A 25,940-nucleotide genomic window follows, 5' to 3' on the forward strand; every position below is an offset into this window, starting at 1 on the left:
CCTAAAGATGGGCAAACCCTATTCAGTTCTAGTTATTGATGATCACCCACTACTACGGCGTGGGATCTGTCAACTTGTCACTTCGGACTCAGACTTTACCTTATTTGGTGAAGCGGGAAGTGGCCTAGATGCATTATCAGCGGTTAGTGATAATGAGCCCGATATTATATTGCTCGATCTTAATATGAAAGGCATGACAGGCTTAGATACACTGAACGCTTTAAGGCAAGAGGGCGTCACTTCACGTATCGTTATTTTAACCGTATCCGATGCAAAACAAGATGTGATCCGTTTAATGCGCGCTGGCGCAGACGGCTATTTATTAAAAGATACCGAGCCAGACTTACTGCTTGATATGCTCAAAAATGCCATGCTTGGCCACCGTGTGATAAGCGATAATGTTCAAGACTATCTATCGGAGTTAAATACTTCGGTCAATGAACAGGAATGGATTGAAAATTTAACACCTAGAGAACTTGAAATTTTGCAGCATCTCGCTGAAGGTCAAAGCAACCGTATCGTTGCCGAACAACTTCATATTAGCGAAGGCACAGTAAAAGTGCATGTGAAAAACTTACTGCGCAAAGCCAATGCGAAATCACGTACAGAAATGGCAGTACGCTATCTCAATCAGTGATCCTGCTTAGACAATACAAATCAGTATTATGATAGAGTTTTAGATCAAAAAAGCAGCCAAAGGCTGCTTTTTTGGATTTATTTGTTCAGAAATAAATCTGAAGATCGGCAATCATTTTTCGTCTAAGAAATGACGCCAGCTGACAAGGACCTCATAAAAGTCCTCTAAACCACAAAACGCTTCGGACTCTCCGTCATAAAATGACATCGACTCATCGAGTTCTTGATCTTCGTTATCTTCAATATCATTAGCAAATATTCTTGCCTGCTCAGTATCAAGCTCAAGCGATAGCGCTTTACCTAGCAAACGCCATTCATTGCCCTGACCGTTTTGCAATCGCTCGATTTGCTGGCAGATCTCAACATACAACGGCCTATTATCGGCAAGCTCTTCCGATAACCAAAAACCTACCGCTTCATGATCCATACTAAAACGGGCAAACACCGTGTCAGTAATAGTATTGCGTAAAAATTCGTATTCCATAACTTGGCTCAAAATTAAAAATCACTCTCAGTGTTCATTTTAACGCACTTATACCAATCAGCATAAGAAACTGATCTACTCAGAGTGAATTTGGCAAACTAATTCAAGGCAAATAGATGACACAATGGTTATCCCCTTGTGAGTCTATTCAACGCAGAAGTAGACAATTGCAGACGTAAAAAAGGACGCATCTGCGTCCTTTTTAAATTTGCTGAGATTAGCGTTACCTCCCCCGATATAAAGGAGTCGATAGCAATAACCTACAAATTAGTGTGCATGTTCAGCAGCTGGAGCCGCCTTTTCGATATCTAGCAGTTCAACTTCAAATACCAGTGTTGAATTTGCAGGGATAGTACCGGTATCACGATCGCCATAAGCAAGATTTGCAGGGATAACAAACTTGTACTTAGAACCCACAGGCATCAACTGAACGCCTTCAGTCCAACCTGGAATAACGCGGTTCAGTGGGAAAGTAGCTGGCTCGCCACGTGCAACAGAGCTATCGAATTCAGTGCCGTCAGTCAATGTGCCCACGTAGTGAACTTTAACAGTATCTTCAGCAACAGGCTTGTCACCCGTACCTTCAGTGATCACTTCGTACTGTAGACCAGAGTCTGTCGTCACAACGCCTTCTTTAGCCTTGTTCGCATCGAGAAAAGCTTGGCTTTCAGCTGACGCTTTCTCAGCCAATACTAGCGCTTGTGCTTGACGCTTTTCATTTAGCTTCTCGTCAAGCGTTTGCAAAATTGTTTGCATCTCTTCTTGAGTCAGCTTTAACTCGTCGTTCAGGCCTTCGCTAAAACCAGTAACGATTAGACTTCTATCCACATTTAGACCAAGCTCTTCTTGCTCTTTAATGTGACCTGCCATGTAAGTACCAATAGACGCACCAACGCTGTAAGCTTCTTTTTGCGCTTCAGTTTTTAATTCTACAGGAGCTGTCGCAGCTGCTTGCTCTTGATTACAAGCAGTTAGACCAACTACGGCCAAAGCCACTAGTGAATATTTATAAATCGATTTCATGAAAGCTTCCTCAGCATTTACACGTGGTTACACAAACCTAATACTTTTATTTAGGCGAACCACTTTATACTAGTTAAATAGGTTATTCCAATCTGATTAATCAAATGCTTATCAACTGAAATTAAACGTACTTTTTCAATACATATTATGACAGTAGCGATGATTACGGTTTTGACCTACTAACTTAGCAATGATTATCTTATTAGTCATCTAACAGACAACAGAAATCAGCGTGAGTTCATTCACTTTGCCATACTAAACACGCTTTTATCAGCTTTCATTCAGCTTGCTGACTATTATTGACTTTGCGCCTAGTGCTTTTAAAAAGCGAGTTTCCATAAACCTAGGCAGGCGTTGTATACTCATACTCACCAATAGGATCGCCCATTGATCCTTATGTTCCATTAAGCGGTGCACTCACATAATGAGCTCACCCTATCCATCAGAGGTCAATTTGGATAATTTAGAAAGCCGTGTCGAAGAATTAGAAATGAAGATTGCGTTTCAAGATGGCACCATTGAAGAGCTAGATCAGCAAGTTATCAAACTGAACCAAGCACTTGCCATACAACAAGAGCAACTTAAGCTCTTAATCAGCAAATTTCAGTCGGTTGAGCCGAGCAATATGGCAAGTCAAGCAGACGAAACACCACCACCTCACTATTAACCGCCACACCTTTATAATGAGTCGTGTTAATCAAAGCGTAAATAGTACAAGATATCGAGTACTATTTACGCATAGGTTTACAGTATTCATGTTACGTTCAGCTTTCAAACGCTATAAAAGCCTTGATATAACCATGAAATATTGTAAGTTTTTATAGATACACTCTTGAGTAAACTTTTATCAACCTATAATGAATTGAAACACTCGGCTGATCCAATAAGGCTAAGAGCCTGTCGGCCTAACACTGTTAGCACTCAAGGAAGGCGATGCAACTAACGCAAATCAAAGAGAACCGAGAATGAGACGTTTGCTACTGCTGGCTACAATAATGCTCAGTCTAAGTGGCTGCGCGTTTAACAGTATCTTTATTAATTACCCTTCTCAAATTGCCCCAGTTAAGGCTCAGCTAAACTCGCCGACGCCGCAAAATGCAGCCAAAATAGTCGAATCTGAAACTAATGGTGCCGATGGACTCCTCTATGCGCAGGAGGCTGGACGAAGTGCACAGATTGCAGGCAACTTTGAGGCCAGTAAAAAATACTACCAGCAAGCCGTATCGGCCTATAAAGCTTTCGATGATAAAGCCAAACTCAGCCTTAGTGACGCAGGCGCCACTGCCAGCAGCCTACTAATCAACGATAACGTTATCCCGTACCGCGGCCCCGGATACGAACGTATCATGCTGCATCAGTATCAGGCCCTTAATTATCTATTTGCTGGCGATCCACAAGGCGCATTAGTCGAAGTTCGCCGCAGTAACGAGCTACAAAGCCAAGAGCAAAAGCGCTACCAAAAATCGAATAAGTCAGTGCAAGCTATGGCCAACGGCACCATTGACGCTGAAATGGACAAGCTCAGCAAGGCCGCAGGCACAACCACCAGCTCATTCTTAAATGCCTACAGCTACTACACAACGGGCATGTTACATGAGATTTTAGGTGAGCCGAATGACGCCTATATCGATTACCGCAAAGCTGCGCAGATCTCGCCTAACAATCCATACCTGCAAAAAGACTTAGTCAGGCTAGCCAAACAGTTATCAATGCCGCAGTACGAAGAGTTTAAGAAGCGTTGGGGTGATGCTATAGAGCCTAAGAAAGGCGAAGGCCAGGTCATCATCATGCTAGAGCGTGGTTTCGTCCCTGAAAAGCAAAGCTTCACCGTGCCTTTTACCATTAACGGTAATTGGCAAACCGCGTCGTTGGCAACCTATTACCCCAATAGACAACATGTCAGACCGGGGCAGATCCAAGGCTTAGGCACAGTACTTAAAACGGCACCGATTGCCAATATCGATGCCCTGGCCATCAATGCATTAAAAGAAGAGTTACCGGCAGCCCTCGTTAGGCAAGCGGCACGTATCTATGCTAAATCAGAGATGGCGCAGAGCGTTGAAAGTAAAACAAAAAAACGAAACAATGATATCGATTATGCCTCTATCGCCATGCAGATTTTTAACGTGGTTTCAGAGCAAGCCGATAGACGCAGTTGGCTTACGCTACCTCAGCAGGCACAAATAGCTCGTGCATACGTAAAACCAGGAAAATATTCATTAATGCTGGACAATGATCCGGCTGATCCCATTGAAGTTAAGAGCGGACGTACTACCTTAGTCTGGATAATTGACACTGGTAATTACACCCGTTTTTATTCAATAATCATTTAGCAATCACTTGTATGGAACTTACTATGAAACATTTAAAAGTCGTTTTTATTCTTGCAGCAGTAATAGGTTTATCAGCCTGCCAATCAAAAGTTGAATACGGTGATGCCACAGAAGTGGAAACCGTTAACGAAAACTTTGGCTCTACCGATCTACAGGCTATCGCCGCTAAGATGGTCGATAGCATGCTGACCTTCCCACCCGTTGTTGCCATGACAGCCAATGACCGCCCAATCATCTTCGTCGATAAAATTAAAAATAAAACCTCTGAGCACATCGATACCGAATCTGTTACCGATTCAATCAGCAATAAGCTACTTCGTTCTGGTAAGTTCCGCTTTATCGACATGACAAAAGTGGACTCAGTACGTAAGCAGCTAGACTACCAAAACAATTCAGGCATGGTTGATCCATCGACTGCGATTAACTTCGGTCGTCAAATTGGTGCTCAGTACATGCTATACGGCAACCTATCTAGCATCGTGAAGCAAGATGGTAGCACTAAAGATGTTTACTACAAGATGACCATGCGTTTAATGGACTTGGAAACGGGTCTTATCGAATGGTCTGACGAAAAAGAAATTCGTAAGGTTAAGTCTAAGTCTTTCTTAGGACTATAATTCTTTAACGAATTTTCTCGTCATAAATAAGCCAGCATTACGCTGGCTTTTTATTGGCAAAAATTGAAGCGCGTTAATACTTCTTCGCTAACTAGAAATAAGGTAACTTATGGCCTTGCTGCTAGGATTAGACTGCAATTGCGTCACCAGCAGAGACTCTATTTAAAAAATAATAAACGCTAAGGCTCATTAGCTTTGATATTAAGGATGCTGTTTTGAAGTTGCTGCATATCGGTTTAACCGCTTTATTTTGTTCTGTGATTGCCGGAAATGCCAGCAGTAAACAAGTCAATATCCCGCGGGATAATACGCCCTATATCAGCCAAGAGGTTGCTGCGCAGCGCTCTGCTGTCATATCTGATGTGCATTATGATCTCGATTTCACCTTAACCGATCAGCAAAGCTTTAGCGCTACAAGCAAAGTTAGTTTTGAGCTTAGCGATACAGATCAACCGCTGAGCTTAGATCTCAACCAAGCAACCATTAACAGCTTCATTATTAATGGTACTAAGGTCTACCCCAACTATAACAACAGCTACATCAGCCTAAATCCACGCTTACTCAACAGCGGTAGCAACACCATTGAAGTGGCATTCACGCGAGATTACAGCAGTAATGGCGAAGGCCTGCACCGCTTTGTCGACCCTGTCGATGGTCAGGTCTACCTCTATTCTCATTTTGAGCCCGCTGCTGCGCAGCAGATGTTTGCCGTTTTCGACCAGCCCGATCTTAAAGCCCGTTACACCTTAGCGGTGACAGCTCCAAAAGAGTGGACGGTGATCAGTGCGATGAGAGAAACCTCAGTTAGCGACCAAGGAAAGCTGCGCCGCTGGCTATTTCCAGAGTCTCCTAAACTTAGCCCCTATAACTTCTCCATGCACGCAGGCCCTTATCACGAATGGCAAGATAACTCAGGCAAGTATCCACTGCGCTTATTTGCTCGACAATCAGTGGCCAAACAAGTTGATGAAAAAGGCTGGTTTACCTATACCCAGCAGGGACTCACTTTCTTTGATAACTACTTTGGGATCCCGTATCCATTTAAAAAATACGATCAAGTTTTAGTGCCAGATTTTCTTTATGGTGCAATGGAAAACGCCGCAGCAATTACCTTTAGTGAAAGTCGTTTTCTCACCGATGGTGAAATGAGCCGCGTGCAACAACAACGGCTAGCTAGCGTGATCATGCACGAAATGGCCCATCAATGGTTTGGTAATCTGGTCACCATGAAATGGTGGAACGGTTTATGGCTAAATGAAAGCTTTGCCTCATTTATGGGGACACTTGCCACCAGCCAAGCCACAGAATTTAGCCATGCCTGGCGCAGCTTTTACGCCAAAAACAAACAGAGTGCTTATCATCAAGATAGCTCTGCCAGCACCCACCCTATAGAAGTGCCCGTTGCATCGAGCCAAAACGCCTTCGATAATATCGACGCTATCACCTACTCCAAAGGCGCATCGACGCTTAAGCAGCTCAACTACTTGTTAGGGGAAAAAACGTTCCAACAAGGGGTTCAACATTACTTAACTCAGTTCAGCTATCAAAATGCTGAGTTAAAAGACTTTATTACCAGCCTTGAGCTGGCCGCTAAACGCGATCTTAGCCAATGGAGCCAAGATTGGTTGAATCATGCGGGAGTCAACACCCTGCAAGCTGAGTTTAGCTGCAACAATGGCCGCATTAGCCGTTTTAGCCTAAAACAAACGGCTCCGAGTGGATTACCCACCTTAAGAGAGCAAAAAGTGCTGCTTGGTCTATTTACCCAGGGCCGAGACCGCTTACACCACAACATTAGTGTTCCCGTGATCTACAGCGGTGAAACCACAGAGGTTAAACAGGTCATCGGCCTGCACTGCCCAGCTCTAGTTTATCCCAACTATCAAGACTGGGGCTTTGTCAAAGTCAGTCTTGATAAAACATCATTTAACACTGCGCGCACGAACTTATCATCCGTAGATGACCCATTACTTCGATCCATGTTGTGGCAAAGCCTATGGGACAGTGTTGAAAACGGCGACTTATCGCTAAAAGACTACATGGGCACTGTGCTCATCAACTTACCCGGCGAACGCGACCTGATCATCTTAGATCAAGTGTTAACAAGTCTGTCTGATACCCGAGTTTATCTTGATAAAATGGAGCCTAGCCACCAGCACTACGCCAAGATGGCCATACGAGCGATTGAACAGATGAGTCTGCGTAAAGTGATGGTCAATACAGGCAATCATGATATTCAGCGGCGCTGGCTTGATACCTACATCGAATTTAGCCGCAGCAACAGTGCCTTAAATCATATCGATTCACTATTAAAGCAAACCGCTAATATTAAAGGCATAAAGATAGACCAAGATCTTCGCTGGAAAATGGTCATCCACCTCAATCGCTATGGGCACCGTAACGCAGGCTATTGGCTCAACAAAGAACGCTCTGCCGATAACTCTGATAGCGGCCAAAAATCGGCAATCGCCGCAGAGGTCATTCGTCCAGAACCGGGGAGCAAGCAGCTATGGTTAAGCCGCACGCAAGGTGTTACCAACCTGCCTTTTGCTAAGGTGCGCACCGTTATGCAAAACCTATATCCAAGTGAGCAGAAACGCCTTAGCGCCACGACCGCAGAGCAGCGCTTAAGCGCACTTATAAAGCTCGACGTAAATAAAGGCCCAGTGTTTATGCGAAGCTATAGCGAGACACTGATCCCACAAGATTGTAGCTACGGCAATGTTGTCACATTAAAGCAGATTATCGAGTCTGAAACGTCACTGTCGGCGCTCGCTGTGCGGGCATTAAAAGATGCGGTGCAGCAAGAACAAACCTGTTTACGGATCAAAACTAAGTTAGCGTTGGACGGGAAATAAGGTTCTAGGGAAAGCTAAGACCAATCAGTATAAGACGATAAAAGCCGGAAAAGCCAAAACGAAATCCAAGGCTAAGATGTAACGCTGATGGCTGCTATACCTAGGACCTGCTCTTCCAAAGTCCAAATCATACTAAGTCCTCTTTTAGCACTATAATTGAGTTGCACTATTACTCATCAAGGAGCGACATATGGGGCCCTTTACGGTTGCCGCGCTAGCTATTATAGGTGTTTTTTCTTTCGCCGCATTTAAGGAATACAACAAAAATAAAGGGCGGGTCGAACTCGATGAATTAACGAACGTTAAAGCCGAACTTATCGAGCTTAAAGAGCGAGTTGTCACCCTAGAAAAGATTGTCACCGATAAGTCTTATCAACTTAAAGATGAGATAGATAAGCTTTAGATGCTAAGAAAGGCAGGAGAATCAGGTCCTAGGTCCTAGGAAAATGCTAAGACGGGATAAGCAGGAAAAACAAAAAAGCCATCTATCCAGCTCAGCGAGTAACACTTTTGCCCTTTTTTACTCCTAGAACCTGCTTTCCTAGGGCCTTTTTTATAATGTAGGTCGGCATTTATGCCGTCATCTTTGATGGGCTAAAGCCCAACCTACATTAAAAAACACAATACCCTCTTTTGATTTTATAGCAGGACGAAGTCCACTCTCAACGCAAAGCGTGCTAGGTGCTAGGTGCTAGGAAAGTAAAAAATGGGAAAAACGGCAAAGCAAAAGATAACAGCTTGGCTTTTGCTGTACCTAGCAGGGCGAAGCCCGTCCTCGCAGCGAAGCGCCCTAGGATCTAGGTCCTTCTTTTAAAATAACAAAGCCACCTGTCGGTGGCTTTTTACTACTTATTCAAGCTAATGCAGCTCAGTTCAGTCCTGCTCAAGCTCTAGTGAACTGACACTGAAACAAGCTTAAACGAATAGGTGTTTAATGTTCTTTAAGTCACCCTTGCCTTCGGCAAGTTCTTCTGCCGACAGACCAGAGACTTCATGCGGGAATACCAACCATTCATCTGACTCATGAATGAAGTAGTCAGGCTTTAAAGGTACGGCGGTATTTTGAGGCTTATAGTATGGGCAGGCAATACGCACATCTTTTGGCATATTTAAGCGCATAAGGTCGCTCAAGTTTTCCATTAGTGCATGGATACTACGACCCGAATCAAACACATCATCAACAATCAATAGGCCATCACCGGCATTAGCGTTTTCTACAATGTAATGTAGGCCGTGCACCTTGATCTGCTTACTCTGCTTATTAATGCCATAGTAAGATGAAGTACGTACAGCAATATGGTCAGTTTCAACTTCCTTGAAATCGAAAAACTCTTGCACCGCAATACCGATTGGAGCACCACCACGCCAAATACCCACGATGAACTGTGGACGGAAGCCACTCTCGTAAACTTGTGCCGCTAAGCGAAAAGAATCTTCTAGCAACTCTTGCGCAGTAATAAAGCATTTCTCTGACATCTGACCGTCCCCATCTTGTTATTAATATCTAAATTAGGTCTTATACCTTTCATAACATCAATTGATCTATTTACAGCAACACTCTGACGAGGAGAGTTACAAATTAGATTATAAAAACAATGAGTTAATTTAAATAGTGTATTTCCACTAACTCACAGTCATCCAATAAGAATAGATCAAAAGTAGTTTAGCTGATTAGTACAAAAAGGCAGGTGATGACATCTATTCCAAGATCTGGAATGGGGCCTGTTAATCGTCAAAACGAATTAACCGCTCAAAGTCTAAGCACCCACCGGATTTTGGAGGCAAATTTTATACTAAATTAATCTGTATTGCTGCAAAAAAGCCGAAAAACTTATGTCGTTATCACTAAAAAATAAAGCCACCTTAAAAGGCGGCTTTGTTTTGTTCATCAGTTTTGTTCATCGAATACAGCTAAATCGAAACCATCTGTAAATGAAAGCTAAGGATAACGCTTAAGCATAGCTGTTTTAAGCTTTGGCCATTTCAAGTGTATGGCTACCGGCTTTCGTTACCATAGAGAAGTTTCGCTCGGTGTCTTCTGTAAAGTCGCGAGTATAAATCGTATCCACATAACGCCAATCGCTACGCACCTCTTCATGAGTAAAGGTCAGGGTCATTAAGCCTCGATTCATTAGATTCGCATAAGCAAGGTTATCAACCAAATTGACAATGGCCGCCTCTGTTGCCGGAATATCTTTAGCATCGATGCCAAGGTAATACTCAAGCCCAGGTGAAGATACAGAACTCGTCGCGAACTCAACCCCCACACCATCTCCAGCTGCATCTTTTAGCTCATTCGCCCAGGCATTATGAGTATCACCAGCTATCACCACTAGGTTTTTGGCTTGTGACTTAGCCGTTGCCAAAATCACTTCACGCTCGTAAGCGTAGCCATCCCATGCATCGAGGTTATAAGGGATTGATGGCAGCTGTAACAGTGCCATCGCCTGCGGCGTTAACTTATCGCCGTAAAAGGCTAAGTACTTCAACTCATCTTCAGTCAGAGTCGGATCGCCCGCCGCTTTTCTGGCTGCAAACTGGGCTAATGCGGCTAACTGACCAAACTCAGGAATAGACAACTGCTGAGTCGCAATCGCCGCAGGTAGCATCATCTTCCCCATCAATACCTGTTGCCCCAAGACCTGCCATGTGGCCGTCGACGTCAGTAGCGCCGTTTGCAACCAAGCCTGCTGTTCTTGGCCTAGCATAGTTCGATTTGTATCTGTGATATCTGCCATAAAGCGTGCGCTATCTAAGCCACCAGCACCATTCATATATTCAACGTAATCGAGCGGTTTATCACGGCCTATCAGGCGCGTATCTAGCATATGTAAATCGACTAAGTCGCCAAACTGGAATGAGCGGTAGATCTCTTCATGATTGCCTTCTCGCCACGGACGAATAGGCAGCCACTCGAAATAGGCTTGCAGTGCCGCCTCTTTGCGCGCATCGAAATCCCCTTCGCCATCATTGTGATTTTCAGCGCCGTCACGCCAGCTATCATTCGCCACTTCATGGTCATCCCACACCGTAATAAACGGCGTTTTACCATGCAGCTTTTGCAAGCTAATATCACTACGGTATTGGCCATAACGAGTGCGATAGTCAGACAGACTCATAAGCTCGCCTTCAGGTAAGACTTCGCGTCCTAATGACACTGCGCGCTCGCTAGCATATTCACCACGGGCATACTCGTAAATGTAATCGCCAAGATGAATAACCGCATCAAGATCATCCATTCTTGAAGCCATCTCGTAGACATTAAAATAACCAGCTGGGAAGTTGGCGCAAGACACCACGGCAAACTTAGCACTATCGATAGCGCCCTGTGGTAAGGTTTTAGTCATTCCTGCTTGTGAAGTTTTATTGCCGGTTTTAAAGCGGTAAAAATACTGAGTACCAGCCTCGAGCCCCATGGCGTCAACCTTAACCGTATAGTCTCTATCGCTGTTAGTGATGGTTTCGCCATTACTCACTAACTGGGTAAATGCGGCATCGGTCGCCACCTCCCACGACACCTTAATGTCACCATCACTTTCTGGCGTAACGCGGGTCCAAAGTATCACCGCATCATGGCTAGGATCGCCACTAGCAAGGCCATGGAGAAACTCGGCATAGATGTCATTGTCATCATCGCTGCTACAGCCCATCAGGCCATAAGATACAACTGCAGCGCCCACACCTTTAGCAGACATGGCTAAAAAATCTCTACGAGTAACAGGTCGTTTCATTGTTATTATTCCTTTAATATTACGTTCTAGTTCTACTTATGTGGTACGAGGTCTAATCAGATGGAATGCTAAAGCACCACCATGACACGAAGAAGACAAAGATGTAAACCGATTGTTAAATATCAATTAATTTAATCGGCAGGTTATTGCTGTCAGCAAAGCATCAAAAAAAATTTAGTGGTCTTCCACCTAAAAGGAACAAAGGATAATGTGTAGGGCTATTTCAGTATTGGCAGTATTAATTACGTTACTTAGCGGCTGTAGCAGCACAGAGCAAAGCGTGATCTTTGACGAGTTAGAGCAAAGAGGTGGTGTTATCTACTATCAAGACGCTCTCTATACTGGGATATTTTTAGATAAGGACAGCCAGCAAAGAGTTAGGGCTAAAGGTTACCTTATCGACGGTCTACTCCAAGGAGAAGTCATAAGCTATGACATCTATGCCAGAGTAACAAGAACCGAACACTTTAAAGATGGCAAACCGCATGGGATCATAACCAAGTTTTATGAAGATGGCACAGTAGAAGAACAAGGCCAATTTGAGGCGGGCGAAGCAGTCGGGAAATGGCTGCTTTATTATGAAAGTGGCGCCTTAGCTCGTGAATCTTTTCACAAAAATGACCGACCTACTGGACAGTGGACATATTTTAATGAAGATGGAACGCTCAAAGAAACACGAGTCTATAAAGACGGTCAGTGGATAGAATAATACCAATAAGTATAAAGATTTGGTCGCTCAGCGAGAATTTAGCGGTTCTGATGCAAGGCAACGAGTGAAGAGCATAGTTGAACTAGGGTTTAGCTCCCTCTTGTTCATTAAGAGTCGCTGCAGCTGAGCCGCTAAAACTCGCCATTCTGGAGCGTTTTTGGCTGCCTACTTCAGCGTTGAACAGCTTTACAAGGGAATAGCCATTCTTACAGCTATTCGCCTTGAATTAGTTTGCCAAAAACCGCTCTGAGTAGATCAACTTCTTATACTGATTGGTATAACATCTCTACAAAGCCAGCTTTAGCATTAGCGCCTAATGCGTAAGGTGCAAATAACCGGCGCGTGGTCGCTACTTTGGCTATCACGCTCAAAGCTTGGGTTCACTAAGTGCCTGTCTTCGGTGTGATAGTCACAAACTTCGGCAACACTATTATCAAAGCTTGGGTCAAAGTCTGCCGAAAGTAATATGTAATCCAGCACATTACCTGTAGCGCCGTAGTAATGAGTCGGCGCTCTCGATGCCCGTGCTTTAGCCAGCATTAACTCTTCCTCTACCGCAACGTCAACAAGACTTTTATCTGCAGTCTCCACGCCAAATAGATCCTGCAAACCTTGTTGAAACAGTTTGTAAGCATCCGTCAGCGGGAAATTCGCTAGCTCGCCCAGCCCCTCTTTTTCAAAACGTAGTTCGCGGTTAGTTAATGGCGATAATACCGAGCTTGTGAGCTCTTCATTAAAATCGCCCATTAACACCATTGACTGATTGGTCTCAATCCGTCTTTGTAGCATGGCATGCAACAGTAACGCTGCTTCACTGCCTCGCTGAATGCTCGATGCCCACTGACCTAGACTGTTACGCCCTAATAACTCACCAAAGTTAACCAAAGGTGCGCTAGAGCCAGCCTTCTGCAGTGAAAGCTTAGGTTCTGAAAGTTTTGGTTCTGAAAGTTTTGGTTCTGAAAATTTTGGCTGGGGCAATTCATCCAGGTGCGGGCGCTTAGATTTAAAGTGCACCACGTAAATGTCGCAAAGGCCAATCTGCGGCAACTGCACTGTCGCGCGAAGGGGTTTACGGCTAAACGCAAAGTTAGGGTTTAGCCCAAGCGCATGAATATACTCAGGCTCAGCTTCAATCGCGGTCACTTCTGTGAAAGGATATTTTGAGGCAAGAGCGACAACCGGATCGCGGCAAATATAATCGTCAATCACGGTTGGTTCACCCACTGTGGCAAAATGCGCATAGCCCACAGCTCGCATCTGCTCAGCCAAGGCTTGAGCCGAAAACACCTCTTGCAAGCCAATAATATCGGGCTGATGCTGCGCTAAAAACTCAGCTAACCAGCCCTGCTTTTTATGCCATTGTTCTTTGCTATAGATATTCTCAAAATCGTAATAAGCCAAAGGTGGCTCAATATAATTAAACAGGTTAAAGCTGGCGAGTTTGAGCCTGTTACTCATATTACTTGACCTACTCTTTGACATTGGGTTTTGTACCTAAAAATTACGTTATTTATCTGAGACACCCTCTATTTAACGGTTTTTTTATCGCCTTTTAGCTTCATAAACAGTTCCATCAGCAATACCGCTAACGCACCAGCGATGACACCAAAAATCGCGTTTAAAATACTTGGTGTGATGAAGGCAACCACAGGTCCTACAAATTCAAAAGCCGCGATCCACTGCGCCGCATGAGTGATCTGCCCACCCACCCAATGCCAGCCGTGGGTTAAGATCCCGCCGCCCACCATAAACATGGCAATAGTGCCGACAACCGATAAGGTCTTCATCAGATAAGGCGCTGAATTTAATAACATCATGCCAAAGCGACGCTTAAAGCGTGCCCATACCCCCTCGCCAGGACGCTGACTTAAATAAAGCCCCGCATCATCGAGCTTAACAATCCCAGCCACTAAACCATAAACCCCAATGGTCATAACTATCGCGATAAAGCTCAAGGTGAAAAACTGCGTACTTAGACTCTTTTCGGCCACAATACCTAAAGTAATCGCAATAATTTCGGCAGATAACACAAAGTCAGTGCGTATCGCCCCCTTAACCTTATTGGCTTCATATTCCTTGAGATCGACAATCTCCTCTGCACTTGCCTCGGCTTCATCTATTTGATGGTGTTTTTTGGCGTGATAGCTGTGGTAAATTTTTTCGAAACCTTCATAGCAAAGGTACAGACCGCCAAACATTAGCAGCGGAGTAACAGCCCACGGAATAAACGCACTGATCAGCATCGCCGCTGGCACTAAGATACACTTGTTTTTAAACGAGCCGACTGCCACAGCCCAAACAACCGGTAGCTCCCGGTCGGCACTCACGCCTGTCACCTGCTGTGCATTTAGTGCCAGGTCATCACCAAGCACACCAGCCGTTTTGCGGGCTGCAATTTTACTCATTGCGGCGACATCATCTAAAATCGTCGCGATATCATCTAACAAGGTTAATAAACTCGCCCCTGCCATATCGACTCCTTTAATTACCCAAGACACTCCAAGAATGCCAAAATTCCGTCTAATACCAATCTAAATCACACTCATACTATAGCGGCTATTGTGAATAAGCTCATGACAATAAACTGTTAACTGCATCGAAAACTGCCGTTTTATCCACGGCAAATAAACGCCTTACCAATTATGCGTCACTTTTAAAGTAAATTTCAGGCACGTTCAGTGGCTTAAACGAGTATACTATCAGCAATATTTTTAACCTTTTCTTTAACATTTTCTTTAACAAGGGATTTCATAATGACTCAAGATGAAATGAAAAAAGCCGCCGGATGGGCAGCACTACAGTATGTAGAGAAAGACAGTATTGTTGGTGTAGGTACTGGCTCAACGGTTAATCACTTTATCGATGCACTCGCCACCATGAAGTATGATATCCAAGGTGCGGTATCAAGCTCTGAAGCATCAACAGAGAAAATGAAAGCCTTAGGCATTGAGGTTTTTGATCTTAACAGTGTTAATGAGCTATCTGTATACGTTGACGGTGCCGACGAAATCAACAGCCAAATGCACATGATCAAAGGCGGTGGCGCTGCGCTGACTCGTGAGAAAATTGTAGCTGCAGTTGCTGAAAAGTTTATCTGCATTGTTGATAACACTAAGCAAGTTAGTATCTTAGGTGAGTTTCCACTGCCAGTCGAAGTGATACCTATGGCACGTTCATACGTGGCTCGCCAAATTGTTAAGCTTGGCGGCGATCCTGTTTACCGCGAAGGCTGTGTGACCGATAACGGTAACATCATCTTAGATGTGTACAACATGAAGATCATGAAGCCAACTGAGTTAGAACAGCAAATCGACGGTATTGTTGGTGTTGTCACTAACGGTCTATTCGCTAAGCGCCCTGCAGACGTATTGCTAGTCGGCACCCCTGAGGGCGTTAAAACCGTTACTTACTAACGGTTATATTAATACCTGAGGCATCAATACTTGGAACATTAATATCAACGATATTAATGTTCCAGACATGCAGCCCAGTTTAAAGCCACTCGATTGAGTGGCTTTTTTCATTCTTAAACCGACATCAATCGCAACTCTATTAGCTAGCCTGCATGGCGCTTGGCTCGGTATTTATGCCTTAGAGCCGGTAACGCCTCAAGTGAGCACAGCAGTAATCCGGTCCAAATCAGCGCCAAGCTCATCGCTTTTATTTGGACAAAATACTCGTTAAACACCATAAAAAAACGAAAAATCAGCAAGCGCATAGCCTTTAAATGAAAGCGTAGCATGGGTAGCTGTTGAGGGTTGCAAAGAAAATTTACAAGAATGGATAGAAAATTAGAGTGGGACTATTGTCGCATTTCAGCGGCAATAAAAGCGTGATATATCATCCTATTTACCCGATTAACTCAAAGTAGTCATATATCATTCCAACACTTTATTGTTCGCCTGCAACGAACAGTGATAGGTTAGAACAGTCTCTTACAAAGAGAGCAACACGGAAGATTTTATTTAAAGAAATCACTTAAAGGAGTAAACAGTGAAGCAGATTATTATTGGGCTCAGTATCGTCCTAGCAACAGCATTTACATCGACACAAGTGTCAGCCCACACCTATGAAGGTAATTGGTATTTTGTTGAGGGTGAATACAAAAAACCAGATGGCACCATTCTCAAAGCCGACAACAGCACTTTAGTCGCAGTCAAATCAATCAAGGGCGATATCTTCTCGCTAACCAACACCGAAGACGGCGTGTTTCTAGGTTACCTAGCAGGTGATTTCATAGTCGATGGCGACAACTACACCGAAGCGGTAAAAACCGGCACTCGCGCCAAACACCACGGTAAAAACTACCACTTTAAAGGCTGGCTAGAAACCCGTGAAGAGAATGGCAAAACAGTCACCTACTGGCACCATGAAGGCGAAGTAGAAGGCATCAAAGAATACGAAGTATGGCGCAAGCTGCTCTAACCTATTCGCCGCGAGAGATATTAGATTTTATCTGAGCAAGCTAAAAGCTTGCTCTATTAGATGGTAAAGCCGCGTTGTTAAGCGTGTGCAATTTAGCCCTCTGACTCCATTAACAAGCTGTTGCGACTCAAGCCAGCCCATACAACATCATGTGCTTTTTATAGCCACTAATTTAGTGATGACCTCGGCGTAATGCAGAACTTATAGATGCCACAACTCCCCATCGAAGTTGCCGAAGTACGCAGATGAAAATGCCGTAGAACCATCATGGATGATGGTTCAGGCTCGGGGGGACATGGATGTCCCATCTGAGCCGTTAGGCGATTTTTATTGGAGTATGAGGCCCGTATTCAACGCATGTAACTTCGTCGGGGCGTCATGGTGGATGCAAGGAGGATAAGGACGAGCAGTCCTCCTTGCCCGGGTGTGGGATGGAATCCCACGACTTTAGTTGTTAGACGCAGTCTAACTCAGCCTTAAATAATTAAATTAAATCATTAATCCGTGATTTACCAAATCAATTACATAAATGCCAACAACGGTGAGATACACAACAAAACACCCGTCACAATAATCAGGTTAGTTGCCCAGCCCTTATATTTGTTCAAGTGTGGCACCTTGTACACCAAGTAAGCCGGAATTAAACAACCCACCAAACCAAAAATTGGGCTACAAATAGAGGTGAATGAAAGGATTGGCGCGTTTAACGCAATTGCAGACCAAGCCAGTAAAATAATGAACACAGTGATTAATTTATTCACTAGCTCTTTATTAATCTGTGACTCTTTACGGCTACGCAGTAGCACGTTCATCGCTAAACCGCGGCAAGCCTCTTGGAACGCTAAGAACACACCAAAGAATGACGTAACCACCGCAAAGATGTTAATCACAATACCGGTCACTGTCGCCCATGACCCAGGGAAGTACTGCGCAATAATCGCCAGTGCTGAGATATTTTGATTCATCGCCTCAGTTGCTTGCGCTTGGCTAATGGCAAAGGTAAACGATATCGCAAAGAAGAACACCACGACAAACAGAATAGAGAAAGCAATTTTCATTGCGCGCTCAGCCTTGTAACGTGCGACCTCAATCGATTTTTCGTGTGAGCGATATGAGATCACCATTGGGCTTAACGACTGGATAAACAGAATAGAGGTTAAGGTAAATGGCAGGGTAATAATGGCATTTTTCAGCATTGGGCCAAACTCACCCATGCTTGGAATATTCGCCATATCCCAACGAGCCATCAGTAACACAGCCATTACCGCCACCAGTGTCAGCACGGTCACCGCCATAAAACCTGACAGTTTAAATAGCAGCTTTTCGCCTTTTGAGCCGATAAAGGCTAGTACGCAGATTAAGCCTAAACCGTAGAATACATTGTCACTTAGCTTGCCCTCTGTTACGCCAAATGAATGCAGGTAAGAGGCACTGTCGTTAGTCACGGCTAACGAATAAACCAGCACCCAAATAACCAACATCAAGAAGTACAGCACACCTAATGCAATACCCCAGTTTTTGCCAAGATAGTTTTCAATCACGCCTGGATAATCGGTACACTTTTTTGACTCAGCTAAGGTATTAATGAATAACTTTTGGAATAAATACATTGCTGGGTAGCCAATGATAGATGACAGCAAAAATACCCATAATCCCATTACGCCAACCTGAACAGGTAAAAATACAATACCGGCACCGATAGCCATACCTATGCTCATCACTATCCAGCCAAGGTCAACACTGTCAAACTTGGTTGCTTGCTGCCATTCGGCCTTAGTCATATTGGCGCGTTGGTGTAGGGGTTGCGCTTGAATATCACCACTTGGTGTGCCTTGAATTACTTCACTCATTAGTCAATTCCATTAAATTTGGCCATAGCCACTGACATGAAAAAATTATAATTATGTTTATAGGAAAACAGCATTTTTATAGTGTTTACTTGGCCTGAGCATACCCAAGGATGGAGAGAATATTTTTATTTAAATTCATCGCTATTGGCGTCGATTTAGCAAAAAATACTCTCAATCTAGCGATTTTTTCACATCGTTTTTTCGTACTGATCCAGATCAAGAGTTAATCACTTTTAAACGCTCAATAGTTTGATGTCCTTCACCTTATTAGTCATTAATCATCCGCTAACAAGCCTTTGAAAATGTGATTTATTTCAATGTTTTAGATTTTAACTTAGAGAGGTGTGGCGCACATTTCTCGAATTAAAGTGATAACCACAACTAAATTAAATCGATGTGTGAGCTAAATCACTAGCCAGCAAACCATATAAATAAGTATAAAAATCAACCTACTAGATGAGTATTTAGTCTGATTATTTAAAGCGAGAGAGAGTTTGAGGCCCGTAGATGACGAAATGCTGACTTGATGAGCAGTTCAATCTATAGGGATAACATGGACAGATAAATAATCAAAAACAGAGAAGTTGAAAGGGAAAGAGAAAATCTTACGAGTGCTGCTAGCAATGATTGAGGTGAGCATTCTCTTGAAACTAGCGGTCTTAAAAATAGCCATCTTGAAAATGGCTTTCGTGTGTTGCTTTATCGCATAGAGAAACTAAAAAGCCAAATCGGCATTCTTAATTAAGAACCGATTTGGCTTGAATTTTTTACTTTAGGTTTAAGCTTCAGGCTTATGCTTTAGGTTTATGCTTTAAGCTTGAGCTTATTGATAAGAGCCATTTCTAAGCGCTATTACTAAGCTTCATCGAATACTAGGCTTTATCAAAATCTCGTCTTATTTGTGCATCATAATCTCTAAGATTTGCACATCGGTTTGGGTCATAGAGCCATTGGCTAATGCTGCAAGATTTCGGATGGTTTGATCAACATCATCAGCAACAATACCTTCAGTGCCCGTTACCCGAATACCATCAATGGCCATTAAGGCAGATTTTACCGCAGCTCCTGCCGATGAAGACACTTTCATTGCACAGGCTGTCTTTGCACCATCACAAATAACACCACTCACATCACCAATCATGCTGCAAATGGCTGCACTGACTTGCTCAATCTCACCATCAAGCAAATAGGTTATACCTGCTGCGGCCCCCATAGCTGCAGTTGTTGCGCCGCATAAGGCTGAAAGCTTGTTTTGATAGCTTTTAATATAGATAGCCGTTAAGTGCGACAACATGAGTGCGCGGATGGTTTGCTCCTCAGTTGATTTAAGAAAATCTGCACTGACAACAACAGGCATGGTTGCCGCAATACCTTGGTTGCCAGAGCCTGAATTACTCATCGCAGGCATCATAGCGCCATCCATACGCGCATCAGACGCCCCAGCGGTACGAGTTAATACGTCGGTCAGTAAGCCACCAGATAATAGGCCTTTCTCTTGGTTTTTAACGAATGTCGCCCCAATTTTCAAACCATAATTACCACTTAGGCCTTCAATGGATAAAGCATCATTTAGGCTTTTAGCCTGCATAATAAAACGTATGTCATCCAAAGGTATATGCATGGAAAAATCATAAATATCTTGCAGTTTTGCCTCGGTAAACGGGTTAGTTTTATCGCTATTATCATTAACAGTCGTCAGCTGTGGAACAGATAAACACTGCTTACCATTTATTTCTATCGCGACAACCTTGGTGTGGCTATCGGCAATGGTGACACTCGCCGTTTGCTGCTGATAATAAACCGTGACTTTGGCGTATAAGACATTAGCCACATCAGCGACACCGACTGTCACTTGATTGTTTTCAAGCATCAATTTAGCAACTTGAACGTCGCCATTGGTGAGATTTTTTAATACTTCAAGACCGGCATGACGTTCACCTGCTACCGCGCCAATTGCGGCCGCAATTGGCAGGCCAACCATCCCCGTACCCGGGATCCCCACACCCATGCCGTTTTTCATTAAGTTGGCAGAAACAGCAACCTCTAGCTTAATGCTACTGGCTTGGTCTTTTATCCCTAGCTCATCAATAGCAATTGCGGCAGCTAATGCCACAGAAATAGGCTCGGTACAGCCAAGGGCTGGGACGACATCGCGTTTAACTGCTTCAAGGAATAAAGGCCATAAGTGTTGTTTCATCGTTGTACTCACTTCTAGTAATCGACACTATTTGGAAAATAGTCATTGCAATCTTTGATTCATTGTAATGGATTAACTGAAGAATTATTTTTCCATTTTTTCTACCAACAAGGCAGAAAAGAGAAAGTTTTTCTATTAAAGTGCAATTGTAAACTATAAGAATGCTTAAATAAGCAACAGCAGATAATCTCAGTAAGGAATGACCTTGTGGTTGAAAAAGTAAAACTAGATAAAGTAGACCGACAGCTGCTCACCATGCTACAGCACGATGTCACCTTATCGCTTAACGAGTTAGCCAAAGCCGTTAATTTAACGACCACGCCTTGCTGGAAACGCTTAAAGCGTTTAGAAGAAGAGGGGGTTATTAACAAGCGAGTCGCCCTGCTCAACCCAAGTAAGATAGGCGTTGATTTCACCGCATTTGTGCAGGTTAAGACCTGTGACCACTCCCATGCTTGGTATGAGACATTTATTGAAGCGGTTTATGCCATGCCTGAAGTGATGGAGTTTTACCGCATGGCTGGGGAGTATGATTATATGATGCGGGTACAAGTTGAAGATATGGCGGCATTTGATCACTTTTATAAACGTTTGGTCAATCAAGTGGCAGGCTTAACCAATGTCACTTCAACCTTTGCGATGGAATCATTGAAATTCAGCACCGTTTTACCATTAAAGCCTGCGTAACTAGCGCTCATTGCCTACCCGCTTATTTAAACAAGTAAAGAGCCAGCCTTCGGAAGAAGGTGGTTCTCCTCTTAGTTGTGGCTCGGACTCACAGAAGGAATCTTTCCTACCGTGCTTTAGCAAGACGCCGTAAATATATCCCTATTGGCTCTGCTAAATCGTCCCTGATTTAGAAGCTTGCAAAGTACTTAAAGCAAACCTTCCATCAAACCTACTTAAGGTAAGCCTACTCAAGGCAAACCTAATTAACGATACTGCCCTACAAAAGTTGAGGGTTAGGGCTAAAAACAAAAAGAATGCAACCAGTGCATCCTTTTTGTTCGGCTAGATAAGGGCAACTGCCTACTTAGGCTCTATCTGCTCAACCATCAGCTGCAAAGTCTGATTGCCTCTAAACTCATTCACATCAAGTTTGTACACCACCTGAGCATACTGAATCGTCGCATCGGGCCAGGTCTTCAAGTCCACATTAAACGCTATCGCATCGAGCATCACCCGGCCGCATTCTGTTTCTAGGATCAATTTTAAGTGCTTCTCACCCACAATGCGCTGTTGAATAACCCTAAAATAGCCATCAAATAACGGCTCCTGAAATGACTGCCCCCAAGGACCGGCATTTCTAAGCTCAGTGGCAAGCTCCAGCTTAAACTGCTCGGGAACCAGTTCGCCATCTGATACTAACTCACCGGTTAACAATTCTGGAGCTAAGATTTCACGTACAGCTTTATCATAAGCATCGGCAAACAAAGCAAACTGACCCGCTTGAATCGATAATCCTGCAGCCATAGCATGGCCACCGAACTTAATAATTAACCCTGGATGACGGCTATTAATTAGTTCTAACAGATCACGCATATGCAGACCTTTAATCGAGCGCGCCGAGCCTTTTATCTCGCCCTCGCCCGCTTCAGCAAAGGCGATCACTGGGCGGTGATATTTATCTTTAATGCGTGAGGCCAAGATACCAATCACGCCTTGATGCCAATCGGCTTGAAAAATAGCAATTCCCCACGGCAGCTCGGCTTCATTGAGCTCAATACTCTCTAAGCTCTTAAGCGCTTCTTGCTGCATATCGGCTTCTAAATCACGGCGCTCGGCATTGAGACCATCGAGCTCTGATGCCATACGACGAGCGAGCGAGATGTCGTCACACAATAAGGTTTCGACACCGAGTGCCATCTCATCGAGCCGGCCTGCGGCGTTAAGTCTTGGACCAACGGCAAAGCCAAAATCTGATGCGACAATACGTGACGGTGTTCGCTTAGCCACTTCCAGTAAAGCGGTAATACCAACGCGGCAGCGGCCAGCTTTAACTCGCTGCAGACCCGCCTCGACTAAAATACGGTTATTCGTGTCCAGCGATACCACATCGGCAACGGTACCCAACGCCACAATATCCAGTAGTTGAGCAAGATTAGGTTCGCTAATGCCTTGTTCTTGATACCAGTTACGGCGCCTTAGCTCAGCTCTCAGCGCCGACATCAAATAAAAAGCCACACCAACACCTGCGATGGATTTACTGGCAAAACCACAGCCATCTTGATTCGGGTTCACGATAGCGTCGGCATCCGGCAAGGTATGGCCCGGTAGATGATGGTCGGTGATAACAACTGTCATGCCCAGCGCTTTGGCTGCGGCGACACCTTCGATTGAAGAGATGCCGTTATCGACGGTGATCAGCAGTTCAGCATTTTTACTGGCCGCAACCGCTACAATTTCAGGGCTTAAGCCGTAGCCATAGTCGAAGCGGTTTGGGATCAGGTAATCCACCTTTTGGGCGCCCATCATTCTCAGCGCAAGGACGCACACGCTGGTAGAGGTTGCGCCATCGGCATCGAAGTCACCCATAATGAGAATCGATTTTTGCGTCGCTATACCGTCGGCAATAATGTTAGCGGCCTGCTCAAGCCCAGCCATAGTGTCGGGGCGGAGTAATTTGGCTAAGCTTAATTCGCACTCAGATGCACTTACACCGCGGCTGGCATAGATCTGTTTTAAGATTGGCGAAAACGTATCAGGAAGGTGACTATCATCCACTCTCGGGCGGCGAACTATCTTATGGATCACGTTGGATTAAACCCTCATATAAATAATGTCAGCATATAAACCCTGCCAGCATAACAAAGACTGCTGCCAAAGGGGCACAAAAAAGGTGAGCCTAGACTCACCTTTTTGACTATAACTTTTTACACTCGCGGCTTTGAGATTACTGTGCCGACTCAAGCGTACGCAATAGTGCCTTAGGTGGCTGGTAACCTGGAATTAAGGTACCGTCTTCAAGAATAATTGCAGGCGTACCATTAATCCCAAAGGCTTGTCCTAACTCATACTGCTCTTTGATTTTGGCGTCACATGAAGCTTGTTTAACCGCTTTGCCATTTTTCGCTGCACCCATGGCTTTTAATGGGTCAGCTGCGCACCATACTGATTCCATTTCATCAGCATTGGCTGAGGGAATACCTGCACGTGGGAAAGCTAAGTAACGTACAGTAATACCTAGATCGTTATACTCTTGCATCTCGTTATGTAACTTACGGCAATAGCCACAGCTAACATCGGTAAAAATAGTCACCACGTGTTTTTCATTCTTGGCTTTATAAACCAACATGTTTTCTTCAAGAGGCTTCATCATACCAACGCGAGGACCAGCCATAGCCGCTTCAGTTAGGTTCTTCATGCCCTTATCAAGATCATAAAGATTACCGTGAAACAGTTTTGAGCCATCTTTAGTAATGTAAAGCACACCACGATCGGTAAAGGCTTCATAAAGCTCTGAGATAGGTGATTGCTTAATAGAAATCACTTCAACGCTTAGCGTGTCACTTAGTTTTTGCTTTAACGCAGCGGTTTCGTCACCAGCGCTGTTTGATGCTGCAAATGCAGCAGGCGCAATCATCATTGCAATCATCAAAGAAAATGTTCGGGTGAACTTCATTGGTATTCCTACTCTCTGTAAGGGTCAGACTTATGGGTATAAACGATTAGACCTAGTTTGGAGCTGAAAAGTTACAGACTCAGCCAAGTTAAAGCAAATTATTTGCTGTAACTAAATCATTCAGACGTGAAACCCATCATATATTTTAGGAAAGTTTAGAATTGTTGAAACAATTTAACCAGTCAACAACTCTCAGCCTCAGCTTAAATTCGATTGAACTTAACCCTTGATTTAAGTGTGTTACGGCGAAGATTTATGCACATGCTATTTAAAAAATTTACAACACTAATCCTGAAAACTAAGCCTGAAACTAAACCTGAAACTAAGCCTGAAACTAGGTCAGAAACTAGCCCCTTGGGTGATGCTCGCTATGAAGCGTCGCTAGCCTTGCCGTTGCCACATGGGTATAAATTTGCGTGGTCGACAAGTCGCTATGACCAAGTAGTAGCTGCACCACACGTAGATCTGCCCCATGATTAAGCAGATGGGTAGCAAATGCGTGTCTTAAGGTATGTGGCGATAGATCTGTACTAATTCCAGCTCTTAAGGCATATAGCTTGATGCGGTGCCAAAAGGTTTGTCGTGTCATCTGCTGCGCCCGTTTTGAGGGAAATAACACATCGCTTTGCTTGCCTTTTAATAGCTCGGCTCTGGCAAATTTAAGGTAGGCCTCAATCTCAGTCACGGCCAGTTCTCCAAGCGGCACTAAACGTTCCTTGCCACCTTTACCGGTAATGCGCACTAGCCCTTGGCGTAAACTTAACTGCTCCATGGTCAAACCCACCAACTCAGAGACACGAAGCCCTGTGGCGTATAACAGCTCTAGCATCGCTTTATCACGGCATTCGATTGGATCGTCATCAACGGGCTCAGCCAGTAAGCGGTCGATATCCTCTTCGCTTAATGAGTCCGGCAGTTTACGTGCCAGTTTAGGCGACTCTATTAATGCCATAGGATCGGTATCGATGCGCTTTTTGACGATAAGGTAACCATAGAAGCGTCTAAGGCTGCTCATCATGCGCGCGCTACTGGTTTTAGCGCAGCCCATATCGAAACGCTCAGCAAGATAGTCTCGCACCTCAAGTTGCGAGCAAGTGAGTAACTCTGCGCCCTGTTTTTGTAAGTATCGGTCGAGGTGGCGCAGGTCGGTGCGATAAGCGCTTAAGGTATTATCGCTAAGCCCTTTGGTTGACCAAATGTCGTCTAAAAACAGATCGATTAAACTATCGGGCGTGTACTTATCGGCCACTTATTATTCCTATTTAAACCTAACTCGATATTATGTTTTTTATTGTAGGTTGGGCTTTAGCCCATCAAAGATGACGGCATAAGCGCATTATCGTTGCATTTCCGTCTTTTGTCTTTCTGGCTCTACCGTCTTAGCTTTTCCTTGCTCCTAGACCTAGATCCTAGGGCGCTCGCATACTCGCTGCGAGGACGCTTCGCGGCTAGAGC

The 25,940-nt window shown here is 44.2% G+C and carries 21 protein-coding genes; 10 read left to right on the top strand and 11 right to left on the bottom strand.

From position 1 onward, the window contains the following. Window positions 1–7: 7 nt before the first annotated feature. Window positions 8–637, top strand: a complete 630-nt coding sequence (locus ACVBIK_RS04995) for a response regulator (RefSeq protein ID WP_447160229.1) — start codon at window positions 8–10, stop codon at window positions 635–637. Window positions 638–748: 111 nt separating this feature from the next. On the opposite strand, the gene ACVBIK_RS05000 is transcribed toward ACVBIK_RS04995, so the two are convergent. Together ACVBIK_RS05000 and fkpA are read right to left on the bottom strand one after the other, a co-directional pair. After that, on the bottom strand, window positions 749–1,120 hold the full coding sequence (locus ACVBIK_RS05000; protein ID WP_447160228.1) for a YacL family protein: 372 nt from the start codon (window positions 1,118–1,120) through the stop codon (window positions 749–751). A gap of 267 nt (window positions 1,121–1,387) precedes the next feature. Continuing rightward, window positions 1,388–2,143: an FKBP-type peptidyl-prolyl cis-trans isomerase gene (fkpA, locus tag ACVBIK_RS05005; RefSeq protein ID WP_447160227.1), complete on the bottom strand. Its 756-nt coding sequence runs from the start codon at window positions 2,141–2,143 to the stop codon at window positions 1,388–1,390. A 424-nt stretch (window positions 2,144–2,567) separates the two neighbouring features. Between fkpA and ACVBIK_RS05010 the strand changes: the two genes are divergently transcribed. The 5 genes from ACVBIK_RS05010 to ACVBIK_RS05030 all read left to right on the top strand — a co-directional run bounded on the left by ACVBIK_RS05010 (window position 2,568) and on the right by ACVBIK_RS05030 (window position 8,354). Then, window positions 2,568–2,810, top strand: a complete 243-nt coding sequence (locus tag ACVBIK_RS05010; protein WP_447169217.1) for a SlyX family protein — start codon at window positions 2,568–2,570, stop codon at window positions 2,808–2,810. Between the two features lie 298 nt (window positions 2,811–3,108). Further along, window positions 3,109–4,476, top strand: a complete 1,368-nt coding sequence (locus ACVBIK_RS05015; protein WP_447160225.1) for a COG3014 family protein — start codon at window positions 3,109–3,111, stop codon at window positions 4,474–4,476. Window positions 4,477–4,499: 23 nt separating this feature from the next. Beyond that, the gene (gene lpoB / locus ACVBIK_RS05020; RefSeq protein ID WP_174208590.1) at window positions 4,500–5,093 is read left to right on the top strand and encodes a penicillin-binding protein activator LpoB; all 594 of its coding nucleotides are present in this window, start codon (window positions 4,500–4,502) and stop codon (window positions 5,091–5,093) included. A 215-nt stretch (window positions 5,094–5,308) separates the two neighbouring features. Then, the gene (gene pepN / locus ACVBIK_RS05025; protein WP_447169218.1) at window positions 5,309–7,951 is read left to right on the top strand and encodes an aminopeptidase N; all 2,643 of its coding nucleotides are present in this window, start codon (window positions 5,309–5,311) and stop codon (window positions 7,949–7,951) included. Between the two features lie 190 nt (window positions 7,952–8,141). Then, a complete protein-coding gene (locus ACVBIK_RS05030; RefSeq protein WP_439267534.1) occupies window positions 8,142–8,354 on the top strand; it encodes a hypothetical protein in 213 nt (70 codons plus the stop codon). A 512-nt stretch (window positions 8,355–8,866) separates the two neighbouring features. On the opposite strand, the gene ACVBIK_RS05035 is transcribed toward ACVBIK_RS05030, so the two are convergent. Next, complete coding sequence (locus ACVBIK_RS05035) at window positions 8,867–9,427, bottom strand: phosphoribosyltransferase (RefSeq protein ID WP_447160223.1); 561 nt, start codon at window positions 9,425–9,427, stop codon at window positions 8,867–8,869. Between the two features lie 491 nt (window positions 9,428–9,918). Beyond that, on the bottom strand, window positions 9,919–11,682 hold the full coding sequence (locus tag ACVBIK_RS05040) for an alkaline phosphatase D family protein (protein ID WP_447169219.1): 1,764 nt from the start codon (window positions 11,680–11,682) through the stop codon (window positions 9,919–9,921). A gap of 208 nt (window positions 11,683–11,890) precedes the next feature. Between ACVBIK_RS05040 and ACVBIK_RS05045 the strand changes: the two genes are divergently transcribed. Continuing rightward, window positions 11,891–12,391 (top strand): toxin-antitoxin system YwqK family antitoxin, encoded by a 501-nt coding sequence (locus ACVBIK_RS05045; RefSeq protein WP_447169220.1) that lies wholly within the window; start codon window positions 11,891–11,893, stop codon window positions 12,389–12,391. Between the two features lie 306 nt (window positions 12,392–12,697). Here the strand turns inward: ACVBIK_RS05045 and ACVBIK_RS05050 are convergent, their stop codons facing one another. Then, entirely contained in the window at window positions 12,698–13,849 is a 1,152-nt protein-coding gene (locus tag ACVBIK_RS05050) for an endonuclease/exonuclease/phosphatase family protein (RefSeq protein WP_447169221.1), read from the bottom strand. Window positions 13,850–13,917: 68 nt separating this feature from the next. Further along, window positions 13,918–14,862: a DUF808 domain-containing protein gene (locus ACVBIK_RS05055; protein ID WP_447163226.1), complete on the bottom strand. Its 945-nt coding sequence runs from the start codon at window positions 14,860–14,862 to the stop codon at window positions 13,918–13,920. 282 nt (window positions 14,863–15,144) lie between these two features. On the opposite strand from ACVBIK_RS05055, the gene rpiA reads away from it, so the two are divergent. Together rpiA and ACVBIK_RS05065 are read left to right on the top strand one after the other, a co-directional pair. Continuing rightward, entirely contained in the window at window positions 15,145–15,804 is a 660-nt protein-coding gene (rpiA, locus tag ACVBIK_RS05060; protein ID WP_447160218.1) for a ribose-5-phosphate isomerase RpiA, read from the top strand. 580 nt (window positions 15,805–16,384) lie between these two features. Next, window positions 16,385–16,816: a hypothetical protein gene (locus ACVBIK_RS05065; protein ID WP_447160217.1), complete on the top strand. Its 432-nt coding sequence runs from the start codon at window positions 16,385–16,387 to the stop codon at window positions 16,814–16,816. Between the two features lie 521 nt (window positions 16,817–17,337). Here the strand turns inward: ACVBIK_RS05065 and ACVBIK_RS05070 are convergent. Then, a complete protein-coding gene (locus ACVBIK_RS05070; RefSeq protein ID WP_447160215.1) occupies window positions 17,338–18,666 on the bottom strand; it encodes a hypothetical protein in 1,329 nt (442 codons plus the stop codon). Window positions 18,667–19,561: 895 nt separating this feature from the next. Beyond that, on the bottom strand, window positions 19,562–20,863 hold the full coding sequence (locus tag ACVBIK_RS05075; RefSeq protein WP_447169222.1) for an L-cysteine desulfidase family protein: 1,302 nt from the start codon (window positions 20,861–20,863) through the stop codon (window positions 19,562–19,564). A 207-nt stretch (window positions 20,864–21,070) separates the two neighbouring features. Here ACVBIK_RS05075 and ACVBIK_RS05080 point away from each other — a divergent pair, with 207 nt between their 5' ends. Then, a complete protein-coding gene (locus ACVBIK_RS05080) occupies window positions 21,071–21,550 on the top strand; it encodes an Lrp/AsnC family transcriptional regulator (protein ID WP_345773631.1) in 480 nt (159 codons plus the stop codon). 342 nt (window positions 21,551–21,892) lie between these two features. On the opposite strand, the gene recJ is transcribed toward ACVBIK_RS05080, so the two are convergent. The 3 genes from recJ to xerD form a co-directional block, all read right to left on the bottom strand. Beyond that, window positions 21,893–23,617: a single-stranded-DNA-specific exonuclease RecJ gene (gene recJ, locus ACVBIK_RS05085; RefSeq protein WP_447169223.1), complete on the bottom strand. Its 1,725-nt coding sequence runs from the start codon at window positions 23,615–23,617 to the stop codon at window positions 21,893–21,895. A gap of 139 nt (window positions 23,618–23,756) precedes the next feature. Next, window positions 23,757–24,485 carry a bifunctional protein-disulfide isomerase/oxidoreductase DsbC gene (dsbC, locus tag ACVBIK_RS05090; protein ID WP_447163203.1) on the bottom strand — a complete coding sequence of 243 codons (729 nt, stop codon included), beginning with the start codon at window positions 24,483–24,485 and terminating at the stop codon, window positions 23,757–23,759. A 346-nt stretch (window positions 24,486–24,831) separates the two neighbouring features. Further along, window positions 24,832–25,734, bottom strand: coding sequence for a site-specific tyrosine recombinase XerD (gene xerD / locus ACVBIK_RS05095; protein ID WP_447160211.1), 903 nt, complete (start codon window positions 25,732–25,734; stop codon window positions 24,832–24,834). Window positions 25,735–25,940: the final 206 nt, after the last annotated feature.

Source organism: Shewanella sp. 125m-1 (assembly GCF_052977065.1).

Coding starts and splice junctions, on each gene's coding strand:
- ACVBIK_RS04995 (WP_447160229.1), top strand. CDS start 8: ATGGGCAAACCCTATTCAGTTCTAGTTATTGATGATCACCCACTACTA.
- ACVBIK_RS05000 (WP_447160228.1), bottom strand. CDS start 1,120: ATGGAATACGAATTTTTACGCAATACTATTACTGACACGGTGTTTGCC.
- fkpA (WP_447160227.1), bottom strand. CDS start 2,143: ATGAAATCGATTTATAAATATTCACTAGTGGCTTTGGCCGTAGTTGGT.
- ACVBIK_RS05010 (WP_447169217.1), top strand. CDS start 2,568: ATGAGCTCACCCTATCCATCAGAGGTCAATTTGGATAATTTAGAAAGC.
- ACVBIK_RS05015 (WP_447160225.1), top strand. CDS start 3,109: ATGAGACGTTTGCTACTGCTGGCTACAATAATGCTCAGTCTAAGTGGC.
- lpoB (WP_174208590.1), top strand. CDS start 4,500: ATGAAACATTTAAAAGTCGTTTTTATTCTTGCAGCAGTAATAGGTTTA.
- ACVBIK_RS05030 (WP_439267534.1), top strand. CDS start 8,142: ATGGGGCCCTTTACGGTTGCCGCGCTAGCTATTATAGGTGTTTTTTCT.
- ACVBIK_RS05035 (WP_447160223.1), bottom strand. CDS start 9,427: ATGTCAGAGAAATGCTTTATTACTGCGCAAGAGTTGCTAGAAGATTCT.
- ACVBIK_RS05040 (WP_447169219.1), bottom strand. CDS start 11,682: ATGAAACGACCTGTTACTCGTAGAGATTTTTTAGCCATGTCTGCTAAA.
- ACVBIK_RS05045 (WP_447169220.1), top strand. CDS start 11,891: ATGTGTAGGGCTATTTCAGTATTGGCAGTATTAATTACGTTACTTAGC.
- ACVBIK_RS05050 (WP_447169221.1), bottom strand. CDS start 13,849: ATGAGTAACAGGCTCAAACTCGCCAGCTTTAACCTGTTTAATTATATT.
- ACVBIK_RS05055 (WP_447163226.1), bottom strand. CDS start 14,862: ATGGCAGGGGCGAGTTTATTAACCTTGTTAGATGATATCGCGACGATT.
- rpiA (WP_447160218.1), top strand. CDS start 15,145: ATGACTCAAGATGAAATGAAAAAAGCCGCCGGATGGGCAGCACTACAG.
- ACVBIK_RS05070 (WP_447160215.1), bottom strand. CDS start 18,666: ATGAGTGAAGTAATTCAAGGCACACCAAGTGGTGATATTCAAGCGCAA.
- ACVBIK_RS05075 (WP_447169222.1), bottom strand. CDS start 20,863: ATGAAACAACACTTATGGCCTTTATTCCTTGAAGCAGTTAAACGCGAT.
- dsbC (WP_447163203.1), bottom strand. CDS start 24,485: ATGAAGTTCACCCGAACATTTTCTTTGATGATTGCAATGATGATTGCG.